The sequence below is a fragment of the Streptomyces sp. TSRI0281 genome (genome assembly GCF_001905125.1).
Classification (GTDB): Bacteria; Actinomycetota; Actinomycetes; order Streptomycetales; family Streptomycetaceae; genus Streptomyces.
The window spans coordinates 1-22,426 of record NZ_LWLE01000022.1; the positions used below are offsets into that span (position 1 = coordinate 1).

20 protein-coding genes and 2 pseudogenes are annotated in these 22,426 nt (G+C 68.2%); 10 read left to right on the forward strand and 12 right to left on the reverse strand.

Features of this window, described 5'->3' with window-relative positions; all coding sequences use genetic code 11:
• Positions 1-97: 97 nt before the first annotated feature.
• Positions 98-1,234 carry an MFS transporter gene (locus A6A29_RS24845; protein ID WP_143197072.1) on the reverse strand — a complete coding sequence of 379 codons (1,137 nt, stop codon included), beginning with the start codon at positions 1,232-1,234 and terminating at the stop codon, positions 98-100.
• A 480-nt stretch (positions 1,235-1,714) separates the two neighbouring features.
• A complete protein-coding gene (locus tag A6A29_RS24850; protein WP_073723021.1) occupies positions 1,715-2,449 on the reverse strand; it encodes a Tn3 family transposase in 735 nt (244 codons plus the stop codon).
• A 50-nt stretch (positions 2,450-2,499) separates the two neighbouring features.
• On the opposite strand from A6A29_RS24850, the gene A6A29_RS24855 reads away from it, so the two are divergent.
• Entirely contained in the window at positions 2,500-3,237 is a 738-nt protein-coding gene (locus A6A29_RS24855) for an IS6 family transposase (RefSeq protein ID WP_073723082.1), read from the forward strand.
• Between the two features lie 175 nt (positions 3,238-3,412).
• On the opposite strand, the gene A6A29_RS24860 is transcribed toward A6A29_RS24855, so the two are convergent.
• Positions 3,413-4,432, reverse strand: coding sequence for a carbon-nitrogen hydrolase family protein (locus A6A29_RS24860; RefSeq protein ID WP_158074463.1), 1,020 nt, complete (start codon positions 4,430-4,432; stop codon positions 3,413-3,415).
• Positions 4,433-4,639: 207 nt separating this feature from the next.
• Positions 4,640-4,913, reverse strand: a pseudogene (locus A6A29_RS46930) (hypothetical protein); the annotation flags it as partial.
• A 194-nt stretch (positions 4,914-5,107) separates the two neighbouring features.
• Here A6A29_RS46930 and A6A29_RS24870 point away from each other — a divergent pair.
• Together A6A29_RS24870 and A6A29_RS47615 are read left to right on the forward strand one after the other, a co-directional pair.
• Positions 5,108-5,776, forward strand: coding sequence for a hypothetical protein (locus A6A29_RS24870; RefSeq protein ID WP_073723024.1), 669 nt, complete (start codon positions 5,108-5,110; stop codon positions 5,774-5,776).
• Between the two features lie 412 nt (positions 5,777-6,188).
• A complete protein-coding gene (locus A6A29_RS47615; protein WP_274535836.1) occupies positions 6,189-6,314 on the forward strand; it encodes a hypothetical protein in 126 nt (41 codons plus the stop codon).
• Between the two features lie 120 nt (positions 6,315-6,434).
• Here A6A29_RS47615 and A6A29_RS24880 read toward each other — a convergent pair whose 3' ends face one another.
• From A6A29_RS24880 to A6A29_RS24890, 3 genes are all read right to left on the reverse strand, one after another.
• Entirely contained in the window at positions 6,435-7,553 is a 1,119-nt protein-coding gene (locus A6A29_RS24880; protein WP_073723025.1) for an ArsR/SmtB family transcription factor, read from the reverse strand.
• A gap of 198 nt (positions 7,554-7,751) precedes the next feature.
• Positions 7,752-8,570 carry a hypothetical protein gene (locus tag A6A29_RS24885; RefSeq protein WP_073723026.1) on the reverse strand — a complete coding sequence of 273 codons (819 nt, stop codon included), beginning with the start codon at positions 8,568-8,570 and terminating at the stop codon, positions 7,752-7,754.
• A 233-nt stretch (positions 8,571-8,803) separates the two neighbouring features.
• Positions 8,804-9,178: a peptidase inhibitor family I36 protein gene (locus A6A29_RS24890; RefSeq protein WP_241838648.1), complete on the reverse strand. Its 375-nt coding sequence runs from the start codon at positions 9,176-9,178 to the stop codon at positions 8,804-8,806.
• Positions 9,179-10,683: 1,505 nt separating this feature from the next.
• On the opposite strand from A6A29_RS24890, the gene A6A29_RS45425 reads away from it, so the two are divergent.
• Positions 10,684-10,833, forward strand: coding sequence for a hypothetical protein (locus A6A29_RS45425; RefSeq protein ID WP_158074465.1), 150 nt, complete (start codon positions 10,684-10,686; stop codon positions 10,831-10,833).
• A gap of 25 nt (positions 10,834-10,858) precedes the next feature.
• On the opposite strand, the gene A6A29_RS24900 is transcribed toward A6A29_RS45425, so the two are convergent.
• Positions 10,859-11,824: a helix-turn-helix transcriptional regulator gene (locus A6A29_RS24900; RefSeq protein ID WP_107468320.1), complete on the reverse strand. Its 966-nt coding sequence runs from the start codon at positions 11,822-11,824 to the stop codon at positions 10,859-10,861.
• Between the two features lie 63 nt (positions 11,825-11,887).
• Between A6A29_RS24900 and A6A29_RS24905 the strand changes: the two genes are divergently transcribed.
• A complete protein-coding gene (locus tag A6A29_RS24905) occupies positions 11,888-12,274 on the forward strand; it encodes a VOC family protein (RefSeq protein WP_073723030.1) in 387 nt (128 codons plus the stop codon).
• Positions 12,275-13,000: 726 nt separating this feature from the next.
• Here the strand turns inward: A6A29_RS24905 and A6A29_RS46940 are convergent.
• Entirely contained in the window at positions 13,001-13,288 is a 288-nt protein-coding gene (locus tag A6A29_RS46940) for a DUF6415 family natural product biosynthesis protein (protein WP_338012897.1), read from the reverse strand.
• Positions 13,289-13,934: 646 nt separating this feature from the next.
• Between A6A29_RS46940 and A6A29_RS24915 the strand changes: the two genes are divergently transcribed.
• On the forward strand, positions 13,935-14,210 hold the full coding sequence (locus A6A29_RS24915; protein WP_073723031.1) for a hypothetical protein: 276 nt from the start codon (positions 13,935-13,937) through the stop codon (positions 14,208-14,210).
• A 488-nt stretch (positions 14,211-14,698) separates the two neighbouring features.
• Here the strand turns inward: A6A29_RS24915 and A6A29_RS24920 are convergent, their stop codons facing one another.
• Positions 14,699-15,019, reverse strand: coding sequence for a MerR family transcriptional regulator (locus tag A6A29_RS24920; protein ID WP_073723032.1), 321 nt, complete (start codon positions 15,017-15,019; stop codon positions 14,699-14,701).
• A 1,395-nt stretch (positions 15,020-16,414) separates the two neighbouring features.
• Between A6A29_RS24920 and A6A29_RS24930 the strand changes: the two genes are divergently transcribed.
• Positions 16,415-16,771, forward strand: a complete 357-nt coding sequence (locus tag A6A29_RS24930) for a transposase (RefSeq protein WP_385731813.1) — start codon at positions 16,415-16,417, stop codon at positions 16,769-16,771.
• 189 nt (positions 16,772-16,960) lie between these two features.
• Here A6A29_RS24930 and A6A29_RS48205 read toward each other — a convergent pair whose 3' ends face one another.
• Positions 16,961-17,431 (reverse strand): RICIN domain-containing protein, encoded by a 471-nt coding sequence (locus tag A6A29_RS48205; protein ID WP_079183003.1) that lies wholly within the window; start codon positions 17,429-17,431, stop codon positions 16,961-16,963.
• A gap of 165 nt (positions 17,432-17,596) precedes the next feature.
• Here A6A29_RS48205 and A6A29_RS24940 point away from each other — a divergent pair, with 165 nt between their 5' ends.
• Positions 17,597-17,791 carry a response regulator transcription factor gene (locus A6A29_RS24940; protein ID WP_385731792.1) on the forward strand — a complete coding sequence of 65 codons (195 nt, stop codon included), beginning with the start codon at positions 17,597-17,599 and terminating at the stop codon, positions 17,789-17,791.
• 499 nt (positions 17,792-18,290) lie between these two features.
• Here A6A29_RS24940 and A6A29_RS24950 read toward each other — a convergent pair whose 3' ends face one another.
• Positions 18,291-19,505, reverse strand: a complete 1,215-nt coding sequence (locus A6A29_RS24950; protein ID WP_073723035.1) for an IS110 family transposase — start codon at positions 19,503-19,505, stop codon at positions 18,291-18,293.
• Positions 19,506-19,839: 334 nt separating this feature from the next.
• Here A6A29_RS24950 and A6A29_RS24955 point away from each other — a divergent pair, with 334 nt between their 5' ends.
• Positions 19,840-20,238, forward strand: a complete 399-nt coding sequence (locus A6A29_RS24955; protein ID WP_073722417.1) for an ASCH domain-containing protein — start codon at positions 19,840-19,842, stop codon at positions 20,236-20,238.
• 673 nt (positions 20,239-20,911) lie between these two features.
• Positions 20,912-22,333 (forward strand): annotated as a pseudogene (locus A6A29_RS24965) (IS701 family transposase).
• The last annotated feature ends 93 nt before the right edge of the window (positions 22,334-22,426 follow it).

The following is a 22,426-nucleotide window of genomic DNA, read 5'->3' on the forward strand; positions in this document are numbered from 1 at the left end:
AACCAGCCCAACGACCAACCTGGCCACCAGTCACACCAAACGCCGTTGCAGTACTAGCACCAACGCCCTGACCGCTCGGGAGGCCGGTGGCTGCTGATCAGCTTTGCTCGCAAGGATCGGGAGCATGGTCCGCAGGCAGCTCGATCTTGCGCAGCCGTGTGAATGGCACAGCGGAGGCGAGCGCGAGAGCAATCACACCCACCAGCAAGAGGGCGAGCCAGGCGCCGGACCTGTCGATGAGGAATCCAGCCGCGGCGGATGCCAGCGATGCGCCGAAGTTTACGGACGTGTTGATCCATGTCGACGCTTCCGTCCGGCTGGTGTCCGGAACCATGGTGTCGGCAATGAGGTATCCGGTGATGAGGGACGGGGCGAGGAAGAGGCCGACGAGGGCGAGGCCCGCGGCGAAGAGACCAAACGTGTCCAGTTGGGACACCAACACTGCGGCAAGCCCCATGCTGACGCACAGGACGAACAGTCTCTTGCCGATTCCCGCCTTGAGGTTCAGCTGCCCATAGAGAAACCCTCCGAGAGCACTTCCACCGGCAAAAGCCGCCAGGAGCCAGCCCGAAGCTGCGACAGCATCACGTTGCGCAGCGACGGCCGGCGCTGCGATCTCCGCGACGCCCAATACTCCACCGACGCCCAGCAGGACGATCAACACCCTTGCGAAACCTGGCTGTCGCAGCGGGCGATCACCTCGCGCGCCACTCCCTCCTGTTCCGCGCAGCGCCCCCGACGACGCGCTGGACGTCATCGCTGCAGTGCCGAAGAAAACCGCTGCCGCGGTCACCCAGAGCCCGATGCTGGGAGAACTGGCCACGATGACCGAGGTGATGATGACGGGACCACCGACAAAGAGGAGCTCTTCGCAGACCGCGTCGATACTGAATGCCTTTGTTCGCTGGTCACCGGCCGTCGTGAGCGATGCCCAGACCATTCGCATCGCCGCCCCCAGGGGTGGCGCTGCCAGGCCGACCACCGCGCTGAGAACTAGGAACCAAATAGCCGCAACCCCCTCGGCTTCCGCGATCAGCGCGAGAGCGATGAACCCTGAGGCCTGGCCCGAGGCCATCGTGGTGAGCGCGATCCGTTGACCGAATCGATCGACGGCCCGGGCGCGCCAGGGGGCGGCGATGACGTTGGCTATGCCGAACGCCGCTGTTGCGAAACCGGCCTGCGTGTACGAACCCGTACTGTTCTGGACGGCGAGGAGGAGAGCAAGACCGCCCATCGCGAGAGCGGACCGACCGATCAGGGCGGGGAGGAAGGCGCGAAGGGCGCCAGGAAGGAGAAGTACTGTGAGCACGAAGAAGCTCCGATGATGTGCGACCGACGCTAAACGCGCGGCCGCCAAGAGTCTGACGGCTATCGAGGTCCGGAGGGCAGGACAGACCGCACCCTCAACGGATCAGAACCTGGACGGGAGAGACCCAGGACCGTCAGATGAACATCACGATGAACATCCGGAAAGGGTAACAGGCTGCGGCCTCGATGTCGGCTTGGGCAATTCCACGCCGGTGACCTTCTCTACTGCCGAAGGTCGCATCTGTTCCAGGCTGAGCTGCCCAAGACCGGCGACGTGCGGAAGGGTGACCCGCTCAAACCGCGGGAGCGGATCGAGCGCGTCCTGGACGACAACCACGCCGCCGACCTGCCGGGAGCTCGGGCGCTTCGTCCATGGCCTCATGATGCCGACCCGCTCGCGGCCGGGTCAGGCGGCTTGGCGGAGACCGGCGGCGGTCAGGTCCTGGTCGCGGAGCGGAGTGAAGTCGATGTCGAGTTTTGGGTCGTACGCCTCGGGCTGGATGCCGAGTTCGTGCGTGCTGTACTCGCCGAACCGGTTGATGTGCTCGGTCAGGTACGGCGAGATGTGTGCCAGGTCCTCCGGAGCGATCGTCCAGCCCTCCTCCAGCAGCTGACGGACGATCTCGGCGATGTCCAGGGCGTTGTGAAAAATGACCGCGTTCGTGAGCAGGGCATTGAATTTCATAGCCTTCTCCTGCTCGACCGAGTCGTTGTCGGCGATGACCCCGCGGTTGCCGAAGCCGATCCACTGCGAGAAGCCGTTGAATGCTTCGGTCTTGTTCGTCGCCGCGGTCACCCGTCGGCGAAGCGCCGGATCACAGAGGTACCGCAGTAGCTGGACGGTGCGGATCACGCGGCCGACCTCGCGGAAGGCCACGTAGGTGGCGTTCTTCTTGGAGCCCGAGCGTAGCCGCTTGAGCAGCGTGGACGAGGAGATCACTCCCTCCTGTACGGAGACCGCCACCTTCATCAGGTCCCAGTCGATGACGTTCTTCCCGACCTCACCGAACAGCGCGTCGATGTGCACGTACTCGGTGGTCCTGCTGGGCCGGTAGAAGGTCAGGCCCTTCCAGTTCCTGATCCTGGGCATGAGGTCGAAACCCAGCAGGTGCGCGAGCGCGAACACCGGCTGGGACTTCATGTGGGCGCTGTCACGTTGGCTGGCTGAGTGGGATGATCTTCGGGTTGATCATGCTGGAGAGGGTTGTCCGTGGGGGACGGTCGCCGTCGTACAAGGGCCATCGGTGCCCGGTCGAGGTGATCTCCCACTGTGTGTGGCTGTACTTCCGGTTTCCGCTGTCCTTCCGTGAGGTGGAGGAGCTGATGCTCGAGCGCGGTGTCGTCGTCTCGCATGAGACGGTCCGCCGCTGGTGTGCCAAGTTCGGGCAGTGCTACGCCAGCGCGCTGCGCCGCCGGCAGCCCCGGCCCGGCGACAAGTGGCATCTGGACGAGGTCTTCATCAAGGTCAACAATGAGCGGAAGTACCTGTGGCGGGCCGTGGATCAGGATGGCAATGTCCTGGACATCCTCGTGCAGAACCGCCGGGACACTGCCGCGGCCCGGCGGTTCTTCCGCAGACTGCTGAAGACGACCCGCACAGTGCCCCGGGTGGTCGTCACCGACAAGCTGCGCTCCTACGGCGCGGCTCACCGTGAGGTCATGCCCTCGGTGGAGCACCGCTCGCACAAGGGTCTGAACAACCGGGCGGAGAACAGCCACCAGCCAACCAGGCAGCGTGAACGGGCGATGAAGGGCTTCGGCTCCGTAGGCAGGGCCCAACGGTTCCTGTCCGCGTTCAGCGGGATCTCGCCCCACTTCCGACCCCGCCGCCACCTGATGACCGCACACGACTACCGAGCCGAAATCCGCCACCGCTTCGCCATCTGGGACGAGATCACCAGCGCTGCCGGCTGGCCCACCACGGCCTGAACACAGGCCCGGACCGGGGCCCACCATGCCCCGACGCCCCGTCAGGCACGTACACACCCAACAACGTGACAGCGCCGGACCTGGGGCGCTCAACTTCCCCTGCGGACACGAACTCAACGCCACGAGCCGAACGTTTGGATCGGTATCCGGCGCAGCGGGAACCGATAGCGTCCGTTCAGGCCGTTTCGGCCGCCGGGACGGCGGTGCCGTCGCTCGGGGCGGCAGGCCATTCGCGGTGTCCTTCGTCATGCCAGAGCGGGCGTCGGTCGACCTGCAGGCCGAGGATCTCCGGTCGCGCGTAGTGACCGCGGGAGTCGACCCAGACCTTGACGGCGTTGATGTCGGCGAGGTCGATGACGGCGGTGACGAGCTTCTCCTCAAGGCCGGTGTGCGGGCCGGCGAGGTACTGGTTGAAGGGGTGAATCACAGCTGACCAGCCGCCGCCCGCAGTAATGTGCTTCTGTGGTCCGACAGTGGACTCCATCCACTGCAGGCACGTCTCGTCCACCGGGTTGCCGGCGGAGATGACGAACACCTGTGCCGTGAGTGCGTGAGTCTTCATCATGGCGTCGATCTGGACATCGGCGACGTTCTCGAAGCCGGTCATGGTGGACAGACCGGGCCACGCCGCTGCGTGGATCTGCTCGCCCTGGGTGATCAGGGACTGGCGGGCCAGGTTCATGGTGTGTTCCCAGCAGGCCAGACCGCCGATCCGGCCCAGAGTGCTGTCGAAGACGCTGAGGGTGGCGCCGCCACCCTGAGCCCACACGATCCGTTCGGCGTAGGTGGGCTGGAGCTTGCGGTGAACTCCGAGAAGGGTGCCGTCGGGTTCGATGAAGACCTGGCTGTTGAAACACGTGCGGGTCCCCGCGAGCCGTTCGCTGACACCGAGAACGGCGCCGACCCCGGCGCGGTCACAAGCGGCCTGGACCCGGGCGATCTGCGGACCGGGCACCTTGATGGACGCCTCGGCGTAGGCGGCGTTGGCGCCCTGCTGGTCCAGCGGGGCGTAGGCCTCGATCCAGTACGGGTATCCGGGCACGAAGGTCTCGGGAAACACCAGCAGGTCGATACCTTCCCGGCCGGCCTGTTCGATGAAGCGGATGACCTTGCCGACGGTTGCCTCCGTGTCCATGAACACCGGAGCGGCGTGCACCGCCGCGACAGTTCGTTGCGTGGAAGCGGGAGATGGCATGTCGGAGTCCTCCTCAGAAATAGAGCGCACCGGCAGGCACGGGCAGTCGAGCGGTGTCCGGGGCGCACGGTCCGGATGCGGATGAATGAGTGAGCCGGTCACGAAGGAGCCTGCCATCGTTCACAGCAACACGTGCCTATGCTGACCAGTTCGGACAGGAGATGCCAATATTCGCCACTTCCTGGCATGAGATCACGGACTCACCCGTCAGACGATGATGGGGATGGTCTCGGAGGGGTTGGTGGACCAGTTGGTGACGATGGGCTTGTCCACGGTGGCCATGCCGGGGAGTTCGAGCTCGGCGGGGTTGGGGTCGTCCTCGGTGGTGGATGACGTTCCCGAACTGTGTGCCGCTGTCGCCCTCCGTGGTCTTGGGGTTGATGCCGACGCACGCGACGGCGGAGCCGGTGAGCTTGATGGGGTGCTCGGTGGCGCCGACGTCCCGAACCATTACGGCGACCTGGTCCGCGTCTCCCTCGGGGAAGCCCGCCCCGCCGGTTTGTTGACCATCCGCGTACCCGTCGCAAAATCTGGCGACTCCCTCGGGCGGAAGTGGGTGAAGGACGGTCCGCAAGGTGCCGCTGTCGGCAACGTCGTGCACATCCAGCTGAAGTTCACCAAGGGGCACGCCAAGCCCAGGACCTGGGTCGTCTACACCGCCTATCCGGAGTAAACATGACATACGAAACCGGTCTCGCCTGGCTTGCGGAGCAGTGCATGGAAATGACCGAGCTGCTTCCCCCGGAGCTCGACTGCCTCGTCGAGCGAGGGCCGGTCTCCGCCATGGTCCTGATCGCCGAACGGTCGGTGTCGGAACTGGACGGTTCGGCGGGACTGCAACTGGGACGTGACGTGCGGCGTCTGCTGGATTCCACACTGCCCGAGGAGACGATGCGGACGGCTTGGGCCGGCTCCACAGACCACGCGTTCGACCCGTGCAAGGAGGACGTCGGTCCTCGGGCCTGGCTGAAGAGGATCGAATCCGCCTGGCTGGCCGCCGAGTTCCGCCGTGCTGCCGGGTTCGTTCCACCGGCCGCCGATCCGGTGACGGGCGACGCACCGCGCGCCGCCGCGCTCCGGGCGATCGGCCGGGCCGCCGCCGATCTGACGCTGGCGCACGAGGATGGGCAGCGGTACAACCCCCTGCCACAGCCAGGACTCGTGCCGGCGCTGGAACAGGTGATCGTCCAGGTCTGCGCCGACCTCGGCTACCGGCTGTTCCTGCGAGCCATGAAAATGTACGACGTGGCGGTCGACACGAGCAGCCTCGACGCGTTCGTAGCACTCGGCAAACAGTTCGGATACCCCGACCCGCTGGTGGAGGAAGGCCTCAACCAACGCTGAGGAGGTTCGGGCGGGCAGAAGAACCGGGTACCCGCCTCGCCCGGGCCAGCACACGTATAACTCTGGGGCGTCCCCCGCAGTAGTGCGGGGGACGCCCCAGAGAGACCCCGGGCACCCGGCGTCTCTCTGTCGGCGCCGTGTGTACGGGGTCATCGGACAGCGGCAGGTCTGGCGGCCGCCCGGGTCGGGGCGGGGCTGGCCGTGTGCGCGGAGCAGGCGGGCTGGAGGGCGAGGCGGACGGCGCACCGTCCGCTCATCCCGCCGGCGCCCATGGACGCAGGTGCTGGCGCGCGGCGCGTTCCTGTTCCATGGCGCGGTGCAGGTGCCACAACGTTACGGTGGGAAGCAGGCCGCCGAGCCGGGCAGCCGCCCTCAAGTCCTCCACAGCACCGGTCAGAAGGATCGTGGCTGTGTGCCCGGGCTCGCCGGCCCGGGCGGGAACTTCGGCCGCGGCCTCTTCGAGGAGATCGGCCAGCTCGGCTATACCCGGTCCTCCGGCACCTGTCTGCCCCACCCCACCGCCGCGTCACCGAGCTGAACAACACGACGGCCACGCCCCGCCGCCAGACGTAAAGAGACATCCCCATTGATCACAGAGACATCGTCCTCCACCACCCGAACACGAGAACACAAATCGACCCGGCGGGCGGCGGGATCCTCAGTCCCCGGGGAGTGCGCTGGGTCGTCCCGGCGGGTGAATCTCCCCTCGCGGGCGCGCGGCTGGTACTGCAGCGGTGTTTGTCGTGATGGGTGGACAGGGCCGTCCGGAGGGCGCGTTGAGCACTGCTATGCCCGTGGGGGTGGCGATGTGGGCGGTCGTGTGGCGGTCCCGGTGGGTGTTGATCAGGCCGGCGTTGCGCAGTGTCGTGGCATGCTCGCTGGCGCTGGCCTTGGCGATTCCGACGAGCGCGGCAAGTTGTTGGGTCGAGCAGTCCGGGTGACGGGCGATGGTACTGAGCACCGCAGCCCGGGTGTGACCCAGCATGGATCCGATCACGTCGACCGCCGACGCCGCACGGCCTTCGCCGGGCGGGGGAACGGCGAACAATGGTGTGGCCGTGCCCTCCTGGAGCTGAGCCACCGGATAGGTGAGGACGGGTTGCGGGACCGCGTCGAGGTCGACGACCGGGGCCTCGACAGCGAACACTGACGGCTGGAGCAGCATTCCCTGTCCGGCCAGGTGCACGTCGGTGTCCAGACGGGAGATCATCGCGACCTCCAGCACGGGTGCCCGCCAGCGGATCCGCCGTGGGTTGATGCGCGAGAGGAGGGTCTCGACGCCGCCGCTGAGCATCTGGCGGGAACGCACCGCGGCGTCGGCCGCGGTCATGGCCTGGACTTCCTGCCAATGAGGGATGAGGGCGCGGCCGGCCACGTGCTCCAGGCTGTCGCACAGTTGCTGCAGTAGCAGCGGATCGTCTGGCAGCTTGTGGGCCCATGAGGGCAGGGGCTGGTACTGAGCCGTGTGCTCCAGGCTGGCCCGTAGGCGGCTGCGGGGCGTGGAACGGATCTGTTCGAGCAGCTCGGCGGGTGTCGCGCCGTTCGTACCGCTCAGGAAGTCGGTTGTCCGCCCGCGACGGGGCATGAGTGCGAAGACCATACGCGAGGCGGGGTGCAGGGAGGACAGGGTGCGGTGGCGCCAGGCCCCGAGTCTTACCAGTTGTGTGCGTTCCTGCAGTTGTCGTGCCGCGGTGCTCAGCTCGATGCAGGGTGCGGGTCCGTCGGCGATGCGGGTGCGCGCGAGATCATCCAGGGTGAAGTGAATGCGTAACGGCACGTCGTCACCATCTCCCGAAGTCCGACCGGCCTCTGCCGGTGCTGCCGTCTTCCTTCGCTTCACAGCCATCCTCGTCGGGTGTGGGCGTGTGGACCAGTAGGGATCGAGCCCGACTGCCGGAAGGGACAGTCGGCTCTGCGAGGAGGAGTCGAGGAGGGCGTCTTCGATGACGGCGAGCTGGCGACGGGCGCAGAACGCTCAGCGCCGTGCAGGTCGGGTGGCGGCCTGCTGACGCAGTGTGCGGTAGATCGCGATCTGCTCGGCGTGTTCCTGGGTGACCTGGCGTCGGTATTGGTCTTCGAGGCCGCGCAGGGTACGGGCACGGCCGGCGTGGGCGTCGCACGTGGCGTCGGCGACGGCGACGGCGATCTCCCGGCGCCGGAGCCGGTCAAGATCCCGGGGCCGAGCGCCGGGCCTGCCAGTGACGTCCTCGTACGCGGAGAGCACCGCCGCTCGTGCTTCGGCTGGGTTTCTGTAGAGGAATCCACGGGCCTTCATGCAGTCGTGCCACAGGGGCAGGGCCCGCGCGGCGCGTTTGTCGTCGGCCGCCTTGCGGCTGACCTCGCTCGCCAGGTTCATCACGGTCATCTGGGCCTTCAGCCATTGGGTCAGGTCGCCGTACAGCTGCCGTTCGGCGTGCGCGACGCAGCCGTCCTCGTACATAAAGGCCACGCCGTCGGCGAGGTTCACCTCGATCCGGTGGGATGGTGTCCCGAACAGTGCCGCGCCGTAGGCCTTCGCCTTGTCCGGGGGCAGTGTCCGCAGGTAGTCGCCGTTGGGGTCCTCGGCCTGTGCCGGCCTGATCGTCGAGGGGCCGCCGTACCCCTCGCGCCGGCGCGCTGCGACATCGTCCCCCTGGGTGTCGTCACCGTCGCCCGGCCCTGGCGCGTGCCAGGCCAGGGGTTGGTACGGTCGGCCGCGACCGCGCATGCAGGCGGCGACCAGGCGTTCCTGTACCTCGAACAGGAGCCTCTGCTCCGCCGGGTCGCCTTTGGGGTCGGGGGCGGAACCGTGCACCGGTAAGGTCGCCGGTGACCTCGTCGCTCGGGACGATGCTTCAGGGGCCGGACGGTCGTCGGACGCTGTGCAGGAGGTCAGGAGAAGCAGCACGGTCATCCCTCCGAGCAGGAGGGACGTACGGCGCGGCGGGCAGGACCGGAACATGCGGGGCACCTCGTCGTCGGTTCGAGGACGGTCCCCGGGCGGCGTGGGCCGCTCGGGGACCGTCGGGGCGGTTCAGAGGAGCGGTGTCAGCAGCTCCGCACCCACTGGTTACCTTCGCCGTCGTCATTGGGGCGGTGCTGGGTCCAGCCCCGGGCGGGCGGCAGGCATCCCAGGCGGCGACTGTAGCCCTCGTCGCCGTAAAGGATGACGCTCCTGCCCGTCGTACCGCCGTTCCAGGACGACGAGTCGTCGTTGAAGATCGCCCAGCGAGCCCAGCTGGAGTTATTCCCCTCGAACAGGAACTCCCGACCCCCGTAGTTGGCGTCCCAGTACACACAGTAGTAGCCCGGGTTGCAGGTGTTCGCCGCAGTGGCTCCTGCGGTCGTCTCGGCCGCTGCGGCTCCCGGCGCCCCGAGAAGACCGGCTCCCATAAGGACCGTTCCTGCCAGTGCGATGAGCATGCGCTTCACGATGTGCTCCTTGTCTGCCGTGCTGTCCACTTCGAAAGGCGTGGGCAGCGTCGCTGCGTTCCAGACTGGCCGGTCCGAGCCGGCCGATCGAGACGGTTCGGCGTGGCCCGAACACCTCGCCGGCTTCGTCGGACGAGCCGCCTCGCGCGGGGCGCCCTCGACCAGGGAAAGATGACACATTTGTGGAGCACGGAGGCTTCGTGCAGACGCTCGATCTCCTGCTGCGGTGACACTCCCCGGTTCATCCGCCCCGTACCAAGCGCCTCTTCCTCAACTCCCCGACCGAGTCCGGCCGGTAGCCCGCTACCGGGTATACCCGCGGGAGCTTCATCCACTGCGCCGGGCTCGTGCTGCTCGGCAAAAGGAACAGCAGAAGGTAGACGACGCGTGACCGAAGAGCTCGACGCCCTGGCAGAGCTCAGCAAGAAGCGGGCGTGACACTCGCGCAGGGCGGCGGTCACGATGACCAGCAGTAACAGGCCGAGGGTCTCGACGACGAGTTCCTTGGCCACGTCGCGGTCAGTGACAGGTACTCACTCAGTACCTCGAACGCGAAGGGCACGAACGGCCGGTCCCGAGGAAGCACGAGGAGCCCGTCGAGGTCGACGGCCAGGAGCACGTCGTGAAACTCGGGGTGTTCATCAGCAACACCAAAAGCCGACGCGACCGGCTCACCCCCGAACCGCGCCAGGCCCTCGCGGAGCTCGGGGTGGAGTGTGCGTGACACCGGCCGTGGCCGGTCGTTGAACCCGCAGGACAGACGTCACGTCATGTCACACAGAGACGCCGGGCGAATACCCGGGGTCTCTGTGCTGTCGGCGCCGCTGGCATCACGGGGCGCCGTCCGGGGTGCCCGGGAGCTCCGGGCGGCCGAGCGCCTCCCGTCTACTTTCGGATGGTGAGCTGGGCGAGGGGTGAGCGCTGCCCTTCGCGGAGGGCAGCGCAGCGCGTCCCAGTCCACTTCCGGATGGTCTGCCGGTATCCGGTCGATGCGGTCGGTGCGGTAGAGCGGGACCGTGGCCGTGCCGCCCTGGGCGGCGCCGAACTTCACCTTCACCTCCTGGTCGGCGGGGCCGATCCAGTCGAGGCGGACCAGGTGGTCCCACTCCGTTTTACCGACCACTGGAGTGACCGGAATGTAGCTGACGTGGGGCAACGCATCGCTATCGTGGAGAAGGATGTGTCGGCGCGGGAGACCGGCTTGCCCGCACGGTCTGACCTGCGAAAACGGACCATGTCCGATTTGGGCGGCTCCCACCTCCGGCAGTACCTCCGGTCCCCCGCCCGGAACAACCGTCCAGCCTCCTGTCCAGCCACCCTCCGGTGCAACTCCTCCGGGCCGCTCCGGGCGGCTCCGGGCGGCTCCGGGCGGCTCCGGAAGGGCGCTGAGTAGCCGTCAGGGAGCGTGCGGAGCGGGGTGTGCCCAAGCGGGGCCGGACAAGCCCGGACGGGGCTTGTCCGGCAGCCCGCGCGGCTTGCCCAGGAGGCATCGGCGGGTGACCGCGAGGACGGCCGCCCGCGGGCCTGCGGCCTGCGGCACCGTGCGGGCCAGGCTGGCCTATCCCTCCACCAGGCCCGTCTCCGGCACGCAGATCCCGCACGCCTCGATGTCCGGCTCCGCCAGCGCGATCACCAGTTGCGGCTGAGGCCTCGTACCCGGCGTAACACCCGCTACCGGGGTTGACCGCCCCCGTTGTCCTCGAACAGCTCTCGGGTACGGCGCAGCAGCGCCTCCCGTACGCGGTCCGGTGACAGGACCCGTAGCGTGGCGCCCAGGCCGAGGAGGTATGTGGCGAGCTGGTCGGCGTCGTTGCCGCCGATTTCGACGATGGTGGCATCGGGGCCGTCCGGGTGATGGGTGCCGATCGTGGGCGGGACCAGCCGCAGGGCTTGGTCCATGGGGTGCGCCAGCCGGACTGTGGCATAGAGCGGGTACACGACGCCCGCGATGGATCGAGAGACGAGGAGCGCCGGGTCGGGCGGGTCGACGAGTTCGACGGCATGTCCGGTCGGCTGTACCCGTACCACCCGGTCGGCCCGGAATGTCCGCCACTGGTCCCGGGCGACGTCCCGGGCGACGAAGTACCAGCGGTGGCCTGTGTGTACCAGGCGGTAGGGGTCGATGTCCCGGACAGTGGCGTTCCCCGCATGGTCGCGGTACGAAAGACGGGTGCGTTCGCCACGACGGCAGGCGGCGGCCAGTTCCAGCAGCACGCCGGGCGAGATCTGACGTCCCTCGGGCCTGGCAGTGTGTACGAAGGTCGCATCCATCTCCCCCAGCCGGTCCGCGATCCGGGGCGGTAGGACCTGCCGAAGTTTCAACAGCGCCGACAGCGCGGCCTGTTCGCTGCCCAGGACGCCGCTGAGCGCGGCCTCTCGCAGCGCGACGGCCACGGCAAGCGCCTCCTCGTCGTCGAGGATCAGCGGTGGCACCCGGGTGCCACCGCCGAGGCGGTAGCCGCCCCACGGCCCGGGGTCGGACTCGATGCCGTAGCCGAGTTCCCGCAGCCGGGCGATGTCCCGCCGGACCGTGCGGTCGGTGACCGTCATTCGCTCGGCCAGCTCGCGGCAGGTCCACGTCGGTCGAGTGGACAGCAGCGAGACCAGTCGCAGCAGGCGGGCAGAGGTGCTGATCACATCCCGAAGTGTTCCCCATGACCAGGACCGGAACTGTCCTGGTCCCGTCATAGCGTCCTCCCCATGAGTACCGAACCCACGTCCGGACCCGCGATCCGCTTGCTGTCCGTCGACTTCGATTGCCCGGACCCCGCCGAGCTGGCCCGCTTCTACGGCACCGCGCTCGGCTTGCCCGTCGTCTACTCCAGCGACGACTTCGTCCTGCTCGGCCGGGAGGGTTCACCTGGACTGGGCTTCATCCGGGTGGGCGACTACCGGCGTCCGACCTGGCCGGACCCGTCCCAGGGCAAGCAGGCTCACATGGAACTGGGCGTCGACGATCTGGACGCCGCCCACGCACGGATGCTGGCATTGGGCGCCATGGAACCCCCTGTCCAACCGCACCCCGATCAGCGGAGGGTCCTGCTGGACCCCGCAGGCCACCCCTTCTGCATCTCCACGCAGAACTGAGCATCACCGGTCGGCCGACGCCGTTGTCATCAGTAGGGGGCGGCGCAAGTGCGGCCGGAACAGGCAAAAGCGAGTAGGAACCCCTGGTCATCGGTACTCCGACGCAGCTTGCCGCCGCAGTAAATGCCGGATTTACTGCGGCGGAGCCCCTGCCGTGATCACCGCGACCTATGGCGGGCGGTTCCGGCCGCCGGGGCGCGAAGCCGCCCGTCTTCCCCGTCGCCGCGATCGACGACCCGGCACTGCCCGAGGCCTTGGCCGAGCTGGCGGCGGCGCGGGCGGACGAGATGGACGCCGACACCGTCAACCGGGAGCTGTCCGTCGCCGCAAGGCGATCGGCTGGTGGCAGCGCCAGGGCTGGATCGAAGGCGATCCCACGATCGGCATCGAGCGGCGGCCGGCACCGCCGGACCGCACCGAGGCTCCCTGGCCAGCCCTGCAGCATGACCCGGATCATCACTGAGCAGTTCGCCGGTGTCCGCGACGTCGCCAGCTACCTGCTGCGCATCGCCGACACCACGGCTACCGCTCAGCGCGGGCGTGCCGCCTCCAGCGCCATGCTGGTCTCCCACCTTCAGGCCTCGCGGGGCTCGGGATGGGATGGGCGTGACACCAGCCGTGGCCAGTCGTTGAACCAACAGGACAGACGTCACGTCATGTCACACAGAGACCCCGGGTGCAGTCACCCGGGGTCTCGTGCTGCCGGCTGTGGTGGCCGGTGGCGGTTCAGGTCGCGTCGTCGGGGGCGGCCTGGAGGCGGTCGAGGCGTTCGTAGAGGGCGCGGACCAGACGGGCCCGGTTCTGGGCGCTGCGAAGGGTGCCCTGGTGGGGTGTGCTGAGGCGGCGTTGTGCTTCGGCGAGGACGATCTCGGCCAGGGCGCGGGGGCCGGTGTCCTCGTCCAGGAGATCGGTGTGGTGGCGGACGTCGGTGGCGACGGCGCGGGCGTGGCCGGTCAGCTGGAGGGCGATCTGCTCGAAGTCGTGGGGGGGGTGAGGGTGGCCGGGTCGGTCCAGGACAGGACGGCGGCGACCAAGCGTTCGTAGGGGGCGCGGTCCAGGGGTAACCGGGCTCCGAACATCCCGTGCGGGTCATGAAGAACGGTGTGCGTGTTCGGCTTCATCAGCCCTCGCCCTGGGGGTTTCTCCCGGTCACCGGCGGCCGGCCGCCACCTGATGATCATTCGCCGCCACCACCCCCACCGGATGGGCCTCCCCGATTGCAACCCTATGCAACCCTCACGCCCCGCTCCGGGCCGGGACGGCCGGTGGGGTGTTCGGGCCGGGGGCCACACTCGCCCGGCACAAGCAGGGAACTGCCGGAGCGGGCCCCGGCCCGACCGGGCGGCGCGGGTCACCGAGACCAGGACCTGGCGGGACAGGCTCACCCCGGAGCAGCGCGACGTCCTCGCCGGGCTGGGGATGAAGTGGGCGTGACACGGGCCGGCCATGGCCGGTCGTTGAACCGGTGGAACGACACTGCACGGAGAGACCCCGGGCATCATCGCCCGGGGTCGCCTGCTGTCAGCGCGTTACGGCCGGGACCGCACCAGAAACCCAGGCACCGGTCCCCGGGATCTTGCGTTCGGATCAGGCACTTCACGGGCCGCTCCGGACGTTGTGCGGGGGAAAGCACCCGCACCGACCCGGAGGAACCACCCACATGCAGAACAGGGCCGAGCCCGCGGTCGCCCGGAGCGACTGGTACGTACGGGCCCGCGTCAGGATCGTCCGCGACTACACCGCCGTCACCGCGGCCCCGCCCGTCCAGCGACACTTCACCCAGGGCGAGGAACTCACCCTCACCCAGTGGGGCACGGCCGGACATCCCGTCAGCGACGACTGGTGGACAACCCAGAACACCAACACCGCCCACACCGTCCCGGGCGACCACGCCACCATCCTGAGAATCATCGACGAGACATCACCCGCCGGATAGACCCGGCGAAGCCGGCGGTGCCGCGAACAGGGCGGACCGGAGGCCGGAAGCCACCAGGGATCTCACCGGAACCGATGGGCAATTCCGCCAATTGCAACCCCCCACATAACCGCTCCCGGCCCACGCGCTACATCTATGCATCACGACTCGACAGCCAGCCGTTCCGCCTCGTAGTCGCCCCGAAATTGCCCGAGCGGCAGCGGCGGGAACATTGGTGTGACCGATGCATTCCATTCGTCCGGTCCGGTCGGTGCCGCGATCGTGACCACGAGGAACGTGTCGAGCGAGGCGGCGTCGCCGGATGGAATTGCACCACGTGTTCCAGGCCCTCGGCGAGCCGCTCCATCACGACGGCCTCGGCGACGTCCGGCGACATTGCAGCCCCGCACGATCCACACGTCGGGCACATCCCCACTGCGAGACCGCCCGAGCAGAAACACCCGGGTCTGCCGGCGGAACCGGGCCGCGGGTCGGGCCGCTCCCGGCGGCTACGGCTTCGAGGTACCGCGGCGGTATTCGGCGTTGATGCGCTGGGCTTCCTCCAGCTGGTCCTCAAGAATGACGATGCGGCAGGCCGACTCGATGGCGGTGCCCTGGTCGACGAGTTCCCGGGCGCGGGCGGCGATGCGCAGCTGGTAGCGGGAGTAGCGGCGGTGGCCGCCCGGGGAGCGGAGTGGGGTGATGAGGCGGGCTTCGCCGATGGCGCGGAGGAAGCCCTGGGTGGTGCCGAGCATTTCGGCGGCCCGGCCCATGGTGTAGGCGGGGTAGTCGTCGTCGTCGAGTCGGCCGAACGAGTCGTCTGCTGTCATGTCACCTCTCTGTGTGGAACGCGCTGGAGGGGCCCGGGTGCCATGTGGCACCCGGGCCCCGAAGGAACTGCTACACCATCAGCCGGCCCTGTTACTGCGCCGGCCTTCTGTTTCCGCACCAGCTCACGGGGGATGAGAGCGTGTGCGGGGATCGCGGTTGCTTGACCGGAGACCACCTCACTATCGATGTCCTGCGGTACCCGGGCACAAGACTTCCGCCCGGGCGATCCTGATGGCGGTCAACTCCTCCGTTCTTCCCTCTGGGATATCGCTTACCTGCTGCTGGTACTGCTCTGTTGCGTACTGCTGGTGATGCGAACTGCTCCGTGGCCTGTGACAGCGCCACTCTCCGGCAGCCAGCCCCGTCGCCCGTGATGCGTCTGCTCTGGCCTGGAACCCCACTGCCGAACCTCCCGGTGCGCGCGCCCGCAGCCGACGCCTTCACCGAGGAACCACTCCTGGTCCTGCTGCTGCGTGATGCCACTACGTGAACTGCTCACGGCGGCCCCTGATCACTGCGGGCCACCCGGTCCGGTCGTCAGCCCCGTCGCCATCCTGCAACTTCTCCGGCTCCGAAACTCCACCACCGCACCGCCCTGCACACTGCAACTACGGGTACTGCTGCCCGGCAGTTCATCTCTGCCGGGCCCTGCCGTCTCTCTGGGCTACGAGAGAAACCATAACCACACCACCACCCGATGTCTACTCCAGCCACCACAGATTTTCGTGAGCCCGAAACGAAGACAACCTCCGCCCCCACTCCCCCGGCCGGTCTCCCCGACCAGGAGGGGATGGTGAGGGTGCCGGGATGAAGCGTTGAAGCTGCGAAGTTCGCCGCGCCCCGCAGCTTCCACCGGTCCCACGGCCACCTCGCACCGCGGCAGGACGCGGAGCGGAGCGGATGACGAGTTGGTGGCGATCGGACAGCTGGCGGCGAACCTGCACTCACGAACGGCCTGGTCAAAGACCAGGAACGGGCCGAGAAACGCGCCGAACAGCTGACCGCCATCGATCAGGACTGGAACTGCCCGTGGCCGCTGGACTGGCAACGCCACCACCACGTCCTCGCCGATCTCACCGACACCGAGGCCGGCGGACCCCTCCCCGACATCCAGGCCGACGTGCTGTCCGACGGTGACGATCTGGGGAAGTGGCCGCCCGGCGGGTTCAGGGCGGGACCGAGTTTGCGGCCGAAGGCCTCCCAGTACAGCTCGGCCGCCCGCCCCTCGGCTCCGGCCGGAACACCCCGCCGCACCGCCACCGGTCCGGCCCCGGGGGGCGTCGGGTTCATTCCCATGCCGTGCCCCCTTTTCCCTCTGAAAACCGAAACCGAGACCCGGAGACGGAGTCAGGATCGCAGCTGTCCTCCTGGTCACCGTCGGCAACGGGACCGGCATTCCCAGCGTCACCCACCTCGCCGCCTACGCCGGCCTCGCCCCCACGACCAGATCCTCCGGGGACCTCGATCCACGGCGAACACGCACCCCGAGGCGGAAACCGGCAGCCAAACGCACCATGTTCCTCTCCGCCTTCGCCTGCATGAACGCCGATCCCGCCCCCCGCGCCTACCACGACAAGCAACGCGCGCCCGCGGCAAAGCCACACCCAAGCACTCCTGCGACTCACCCGCCGACGCATCAACGTCCTGTTCGCCATGCTCCGCGACGGCACCTTCTACGAATCCACAACTCCCACCATCAACCTCGCCGCATGACCACCCCAACACCCACATACCAGGCACCACGTCCTTGACGAAGGACATAGAGACCCCCCAGTCCGCGCAAGCGTCGATGGCGTGGAAGGCGCTGCGGACCGCTCCTGCGCCTTCGAGGATGTGAGCTCTCTCTCGAACGCCCTCGACTCCGCACTCACCGCCCCCGACACCTGGCCTGCGCCCTCGGACGCCAACATCCGCTGCTGCGTCAACCCGAGGGCTTCCAGCTACGAGCCTGGCAGTGCGCCTGTCCCGTACCAGCGCAGCTCCGGTCGCAGTGGAGTGCACGGTCTCAGGGCCAGTCGTGGGTTTCGGGCTGCCAAGTCGTCCTGGAACAGACAGCGTCCGCCGGATTCGATCCGCCCTTGCTTGTCCAGGCGCCATTTCTGGTGAGGACGGCGGTCACACGTCGAAATGGTGACCCGCCGTGAGACGGCTGTGAGGCAGAGCCGGGTGGCCTTCGATTCGATGGTTCCGGCGTGGATACGCCAGGACTGATCGGCTTTGCCGTCGCAGTCGAAGGTGCTCGCTCCCACGGCCGTGCCCGAGGCTCCCGGGCCGCCCGCCGTACCGAGACAGCGCTCGAGATGCCCTGCTTGATTCGCCAGGCCCATCGCCGACACGATCTCTCCCGGCTGCGCTGCCCGTGGCTTCAGGGAGTACTCCCTGCGCACCCACTCCCGGTATTTCCCGCGCATGTAGTGGCCGGCCGGGCACGCTCTGGACTCGCACCCCGCACCTCTGCGATAGGACTGGAAGATCGCGTCCTTCTGACGGCCCCGGATCGGGTCGAGCCAGGCGTCACCCGGCGCCTGATCGAGGAGCACGCACCGCAGCGCCCGGTCGCTGCGGTGCGTGCTCCGGTGCTGCTCGGCGGCATCACTGATCGTGAACGCGAGGTGTTGCACGAGGTGGCGCGCGGACGGTCCAACGCCGAGATTGCCGAACGGCTGCACCTGTCGCTGTCCACGACCAAGACCCACGTCAGCCGTCTGCTGCTGAAGCTCGACGCGCGCGATCGGGCCCAGTTGGTGTCGCCGCCTACGAGGGCGGGCTGATGAGCTGAGTGCACCGACGGCCGACGGTCGCACCTGCCGCCGAGGAGTGAGCTTGTCCGTGGCCTCTCCCCGGCACTGTGGGAAGACGGTTCGGTTCGAGTGACAACGAAGCCGGGCCGTGGAGAAACCCGACGCCGTGGCGGCTCAGCGACGCGATGAGCAAAGCGCAGCCCCGGCCTGAGGCATCTACCCCACGGACACCTCAGCTGTTCCTAATCAACGGCCATTCTGTTCACCTCCGCCCGGCCGGGCGGCCCGATGCTCCTGCAGTCGCGGCGCGGCAGTGCGGACGCTGTCGTCTTTGACGCAAGGCGGTCACCTGTAGGACCGCTCCAGAGGGTGCGATCAGCATGGTCCGGACCGCGCTGACGTGCATGGCGTGGATGAACACGTCATCGGCGGCATGCGCCAGTGAGAAGCCGTCTGAAGTTGAGGGGTGCCCCTATGTTCTTCGTCAACCCCGCGCGGCCGTTCTTCAGGTGCTTCGTCCGTGTGGGGTTCATGCGGCCAACTCGACGGTTTTGGGTTGGCGGGCCTCGTAGAAGGTGCCGTTGCGGAGCATGGCGTGGATGACGTTGATGCGCTGTCTGGCGAGGCGGAGGAGCGCTTGGGTGTGGGACTTGCCCGTGGCTCGTTGCTTGTCGTAGTAGCTGCGGGAGGCGTCATCGTGCAGGGCTGCGAAGGCGGAGAGGAACATCGCGCGCTTGAGCTGGCGGTTGCCGCGGTGGGGTGCGTGCTCGCCTCGGATGCTGCTGCCGGAGGAGCGCGTGACGGGGGCGAGTCCGGCGTAGGAGGCGAGGTGCCCGGCGGTGGCGAAGGTGCTGCCGTCGCCGATGGTGATGAGCAGGGCGGCGCCGGTCCTGATGCCCACGCCGGGCAGCGACATCAGGAGCTGGGAAAGAGGGTGGGCCTCCAGCAGGGTGCTGATCTGCGCTTCGAGTTCGCGGCGCTGGTCCAGGACGGTGCCGAGGTTCTTGGCGAGCTTGGGCACGATGGTCGCGGCGGCGTTTGTTCCGGTCACCACCACGGTCTGCTCGTCCAGGGCGGTGAAGATGTCGTTGACCAGGCGTTCATGCATGCGGGGCGCGTGAGGTCTGAGGCGTTCGGCCAGCGCCCGGCGTCCCGCCCTGCGGATCTGGGCAGGGGTGCCGTAGCGCTCCAGCAGCCAGAGCACCGCCGGATGGTGGATGCGCGGGCCGAGCACGCGTTCCAGGGCAGGGTGGATCTGAGTGAGCATTCCGCGCAGCCGGTTGGAGACGCGGGTGGCCTCACCTGCGAGGTCGTCGTCGAAGCCGACCAGCATGGCCAGTTCCGCGCTGGTTTCGTCGGTCAGTTCGATGGAGCGCAGGGTGTGGGGCATCGAGCGGGCGATGTCGGCGATGACGAACGCGTCGCGTGCGTCGGTCTTGGCCTCGCCGGGGTAAAGATCGGCGGCCCGGCGCATGGCGAGTCCGGGCAGGTAGGCGACCTGGCAGCCGGCATCGCGGGCGACCGCGAGGGGCAGGGCGCCGATGTTGGCGATCTGGTCGACGATGACCAGGACGGTGCCGAACTTCGCACTGAGCTTGTCGAACAGGGCCCGCAGTTTCGGTTCGCTGTTGGGCATCCGCTTGTCGTGGACGGTCTTGCCGGCCGGTGTCAGGCCGTGGGCGTGGTGTTCGCCCTTGCCGACGTCCATACCGAGGAACACGCCTGTCCCGCTGGTGTCGAACATCCGCTTCCCCCTGGTGGGTTGAGCATCCGTCCTGGCCATCCCTTCGGCACCACAAACCGGCAACCACGTTACGCAGAGGTCCACCCGTTCAAGGCCGTGCGTTGCGCCGGGCCGGGGTGGCCATCAGGCCCCTCATCAGCGGTCAAGCGGTGCCCCAGACCCGGTGACACCACCCCCCGGGCCATCCGTACGGCAGGGGGAGACAGTCATGCCGGGCCCGGGGGCCAGGAGCCCCATTGCGGAGCCACAGAAAAGGTAACGGGGGGAAGGAGTCATATGATCATGTGAATGCCCTCAGGGGCCGACAAACTACTCTGAACGAGGTGGAGAAATCATGTGGCCGCGAGTCAACGGTATGCGCGCACTGGAACTGGGTACTCCCGGCGACATGCGGGCCGAGCTGAACTCTCTGGTCCTGGCCGGTAGTAAGACAGCCACGACCTGCCTGCTCGACGAGTACGCCGAAGAGGCCGAGGGGCTGGAGTACGTCGGTGAGCGGCAGGAGCTCCTGGACAACGACGGTCGATCGATCGCAACCCTTGAGTACACCGGCGTGGAGGTGAAGTCCTTCACGGAGGTGACGTGGCAGCACGCCGAGGCCGAGGGCGAGGGCGACGCGTCTCTTGAAGACTGGCGCGATGTGCACCGCCGCTTCTGGCACCGTTCGGGCACACCGGTCGAGGATCACACTGTTGTCGTCTGTCTGGCCTTCCGAGTCGTCGGGTGCTCCTGACCGAAAAAATCAACGGTCAGATGAGTACGGCGAGATAGCCCTTCAGCGGTGACGGCCGTGGGGCTCTCGCGGTGCGGTGCGCGCGGGGTGAAGCCGAACGGAAAATCAACGTTCGCCTGGGCAGGCGGCGGAGCCGGACGGTCTCTCTGCGGATTGGTCTGCGGGGTCAGGCAGCGGTCGTGCGGGCGAGGGCGACCTGGTGGCCGAGGGCCTGGAGCTGGCGGACGAGGTCGCGGGTCCTGCGGGCGGGGTTGGGCCTGTTCTCGTATAGCTACCGCCAGGTGGCGTGTAGCGCTGAGTAACTACTTGAGGGTGCGGTCGCGCTGCTGGAGAGCGGCGAAGTCGGCGTGCGCCGTCTCGACGGCCTCGGGGTACACCTGAGCTTTCTCGTACTCGGCGAGTGCCCGGTAGATGCTGGAGAGGCTGGGGTTCTGTCCCTTGCGCTTGCCGGTGGGGATGATCAGGTCGGGCTATGTCCTCGACGGTCTCGCCGTTCGCGCGGCGGCGGAGCACGGTGTGCAGTATGTCGTCGGTGATGACCGGGGGCCGACCTCCGTGGTTGCCCTTGCGGGCAGCGGCGTCCAGCCCTTCTAGCGGTGGTTTGTTGACGGACGGTCAGGGCCGTAGTAGGCCAGTAGCAGAGGAACGTTGCCTCGTCACCCGGGAGCTTGTGATGACCCGTCGTCTGCCGTGTCCGCCCGCTCCGGGCCCGCTGGAAGCCTACGCCGCACGCTTCGATGACCTCTTCTCCACACTGGCACAGCGCCGCGGGTTCCGAGTACCTCGCGGGCCTGCTGCTGCCGCGGGACCGCAACAAGACGCTGACCTGACTGGCCGACGCCGAGCCCGTGGCCGGGGCCCAGCACCCGGCGGTGCAGCGGCTGCAGTTCTTCCTCTCCGAGTCGACGTGGGACCACGAGCAGGTCAACGCCCGCCGGGTGGAACTGCTGCTGGCCGACCCGGTGACCGCGCCGCACGCGGGCGGGGTACTGGTGATCAACGACTCGGGTGACCGCAAGGACGGGACCGCGACCACGCACGTCGGCCGGCAGTGGCTGGGTCGGCTGGGCAAGACCGACAACGGCATCGTCACCGTGACGACCTGTTGGGCCGATGAGAACCTCTACTACCCGCTCCACGCCGTGCCCTACAGTCCCGCCCGTCACTTCCCCGCCGGCAAGAGCGACCCCGGCTTCCGCACGAAACTGCAGATCGCCGCCGAACTCGCCCGCACCGCCAAGGCCGCCGGAGTGACCTTCCGGGCGGTGTCCGCCGACTGCGCCTACGGCGACCAGGACGGCTTCCGCCGAGACATCTACGCGGCGGGGCTGCCGTTCGTCATGGCCCTCAAGCCGAGCCACGGCACCTGGGTCTACGGCAAGGACGCCTACACCCCCCTCCATGCCGCCCGCGCCCTGACCTGGACAGACCCTGAGCATCCCGGCGACTGGACCCCGGTCGAGCGGACCTTCCGGGACGGGCACACCGAGACGTGGTGGGCCGCCGACGCCCGCCTCGGCTGGTGGGGCCCGACGGAAACGTCCGCCTGCTCGTGGCCACCACCGACCCGGTCACCCTGCCCGCGCAGTCCACCTGGTACCTGGCCACCCACCTGCCCCGCCCCGGCAGCCCCCGCGAAGCCGACAGCCCAGAAGCCGCCGCCGACCTGGCAGAGGTCGTGCGGATCTACGGCATCAGGCACTGGATCGAGCAGAGCTACAAGCAAATCAAGGACGAACTCGGCTGGGCCGACTTCCAAGTCCGCTCCGACACCGCGATCCGCCGCCACCAGACCCTGGTGACCTGCGCGTTCTCGTTCTGCTGGAACACCTGGTTCGCTCAACCTCCAAGGCTGAAGCCCGTCGGCGGTCCTGCGGCCCCCGCCGGCGGCCACGCCGGTGGGACCGGCTGAGAGGGGCCCAGACAGACCCCACCAGCCCCACCAAGCCAGCTGGCCGCAGGCGATCCGCGCCGTCCGGGCGTGGCTCGACCCCTGGACCACCCTCCACCGATGCTGGCGAGCCTGGACCAACGAACCCCCACCGCCCGAACTCCAAGCACTGCTCAACGCCGTCGGCGCAGGCCACCCACTTGATCTCTACTGCCCGGTTTAACAAACCACCGCTAGCCTCGCCGTTTCAGCTGGGGTTGCTGGGTGGTTGAGCGAGGTTGTTTGAAGCCGTGTCGG

Coding starts and splice junctions, on each gene's coding strand:
- A6A29_RS24860 (WP_158074463.1), bottom strand. CDS start 4,432: ATGCCATCTCCCGCTTCCACGCAACGAACTGTCGCGGCGGTGCACGCC.
- A6A29_RS24855 (WP_073723082.1), top strand. CDS start 2,500: ATGCTGGAGAGGGTTGTCCGTGGGGGACGGTCGCCGTCGTACAAGGGC.
- A6A29_RS24845 (WP_143197072.1), bottom strand. CDS start 1,234: ATGGGCGGTCTTGCTCTCCTCCTCGCCGTCCAGAACAGTACGGGTTCG.
- A6A29_RS24955 (WP_073722417.1), top strand. CDS start 19,840: ATGTGGCCGCGAGTCAACGGTATGCGCGCACTGGAACTGGGTACTCCC.
- A6A29_RS24890 (WP_241838648.1), bottom strand. CDS start 9,178: ATGCTCATCGCACTGGCAGGAACGGTCCTTATGGGAGCCGGTCTTCTC.
- A6A29_RS48205 (WP_079183003.1), bottom strand. CDS start 17,431: ATGCGCGGGAAATACCGGGAGTGGGTGCGCAGGGAGTACTCCCTGAAG.
- A6A29_RS24950 (WP_073723035.1), bottom strand. CDS start 19,505: ATGTTCGACACCAGCGGGACAGGCGTGTTCCTCGGTATGGACGTCGGC.
- A6A29_RS24870 (WP_073723024.1), top strand. CDS start 5,108: ATGACATACGAAACCGGTCTCGCCTGGCTTGCGGAGCAGTGCATGGAA.
- A6A29_RS24915 (WP_073723031.1), top strand. CDS start 13,935: ATGCAGAACAGGGCCGAGCCCGCGGTCGCCCGGAGCGACTGGTACGTA.
- A6A29_RS24850 (WP_073723021.1), bottom strand. CDS start 2,449: ATGAAGTCCCAGCCGGTGTTCGCGCTCGCGCACCTGCTGGGTTTCGAC.
- A6A29_RS24905 (WP_073723030.1), top strand. CDS start 11,888: ATGAGTACCGAACCCACGTCCGGACCCGCGATCCGCTTGCTGTCCGTC.
- A6A29_RS24920 (WP_073723032.1), bottom strand. CDS start 15,019: ATGACAGCAGACGACTCGTTCGGCCGACTCGACGACGACGACTACCCC.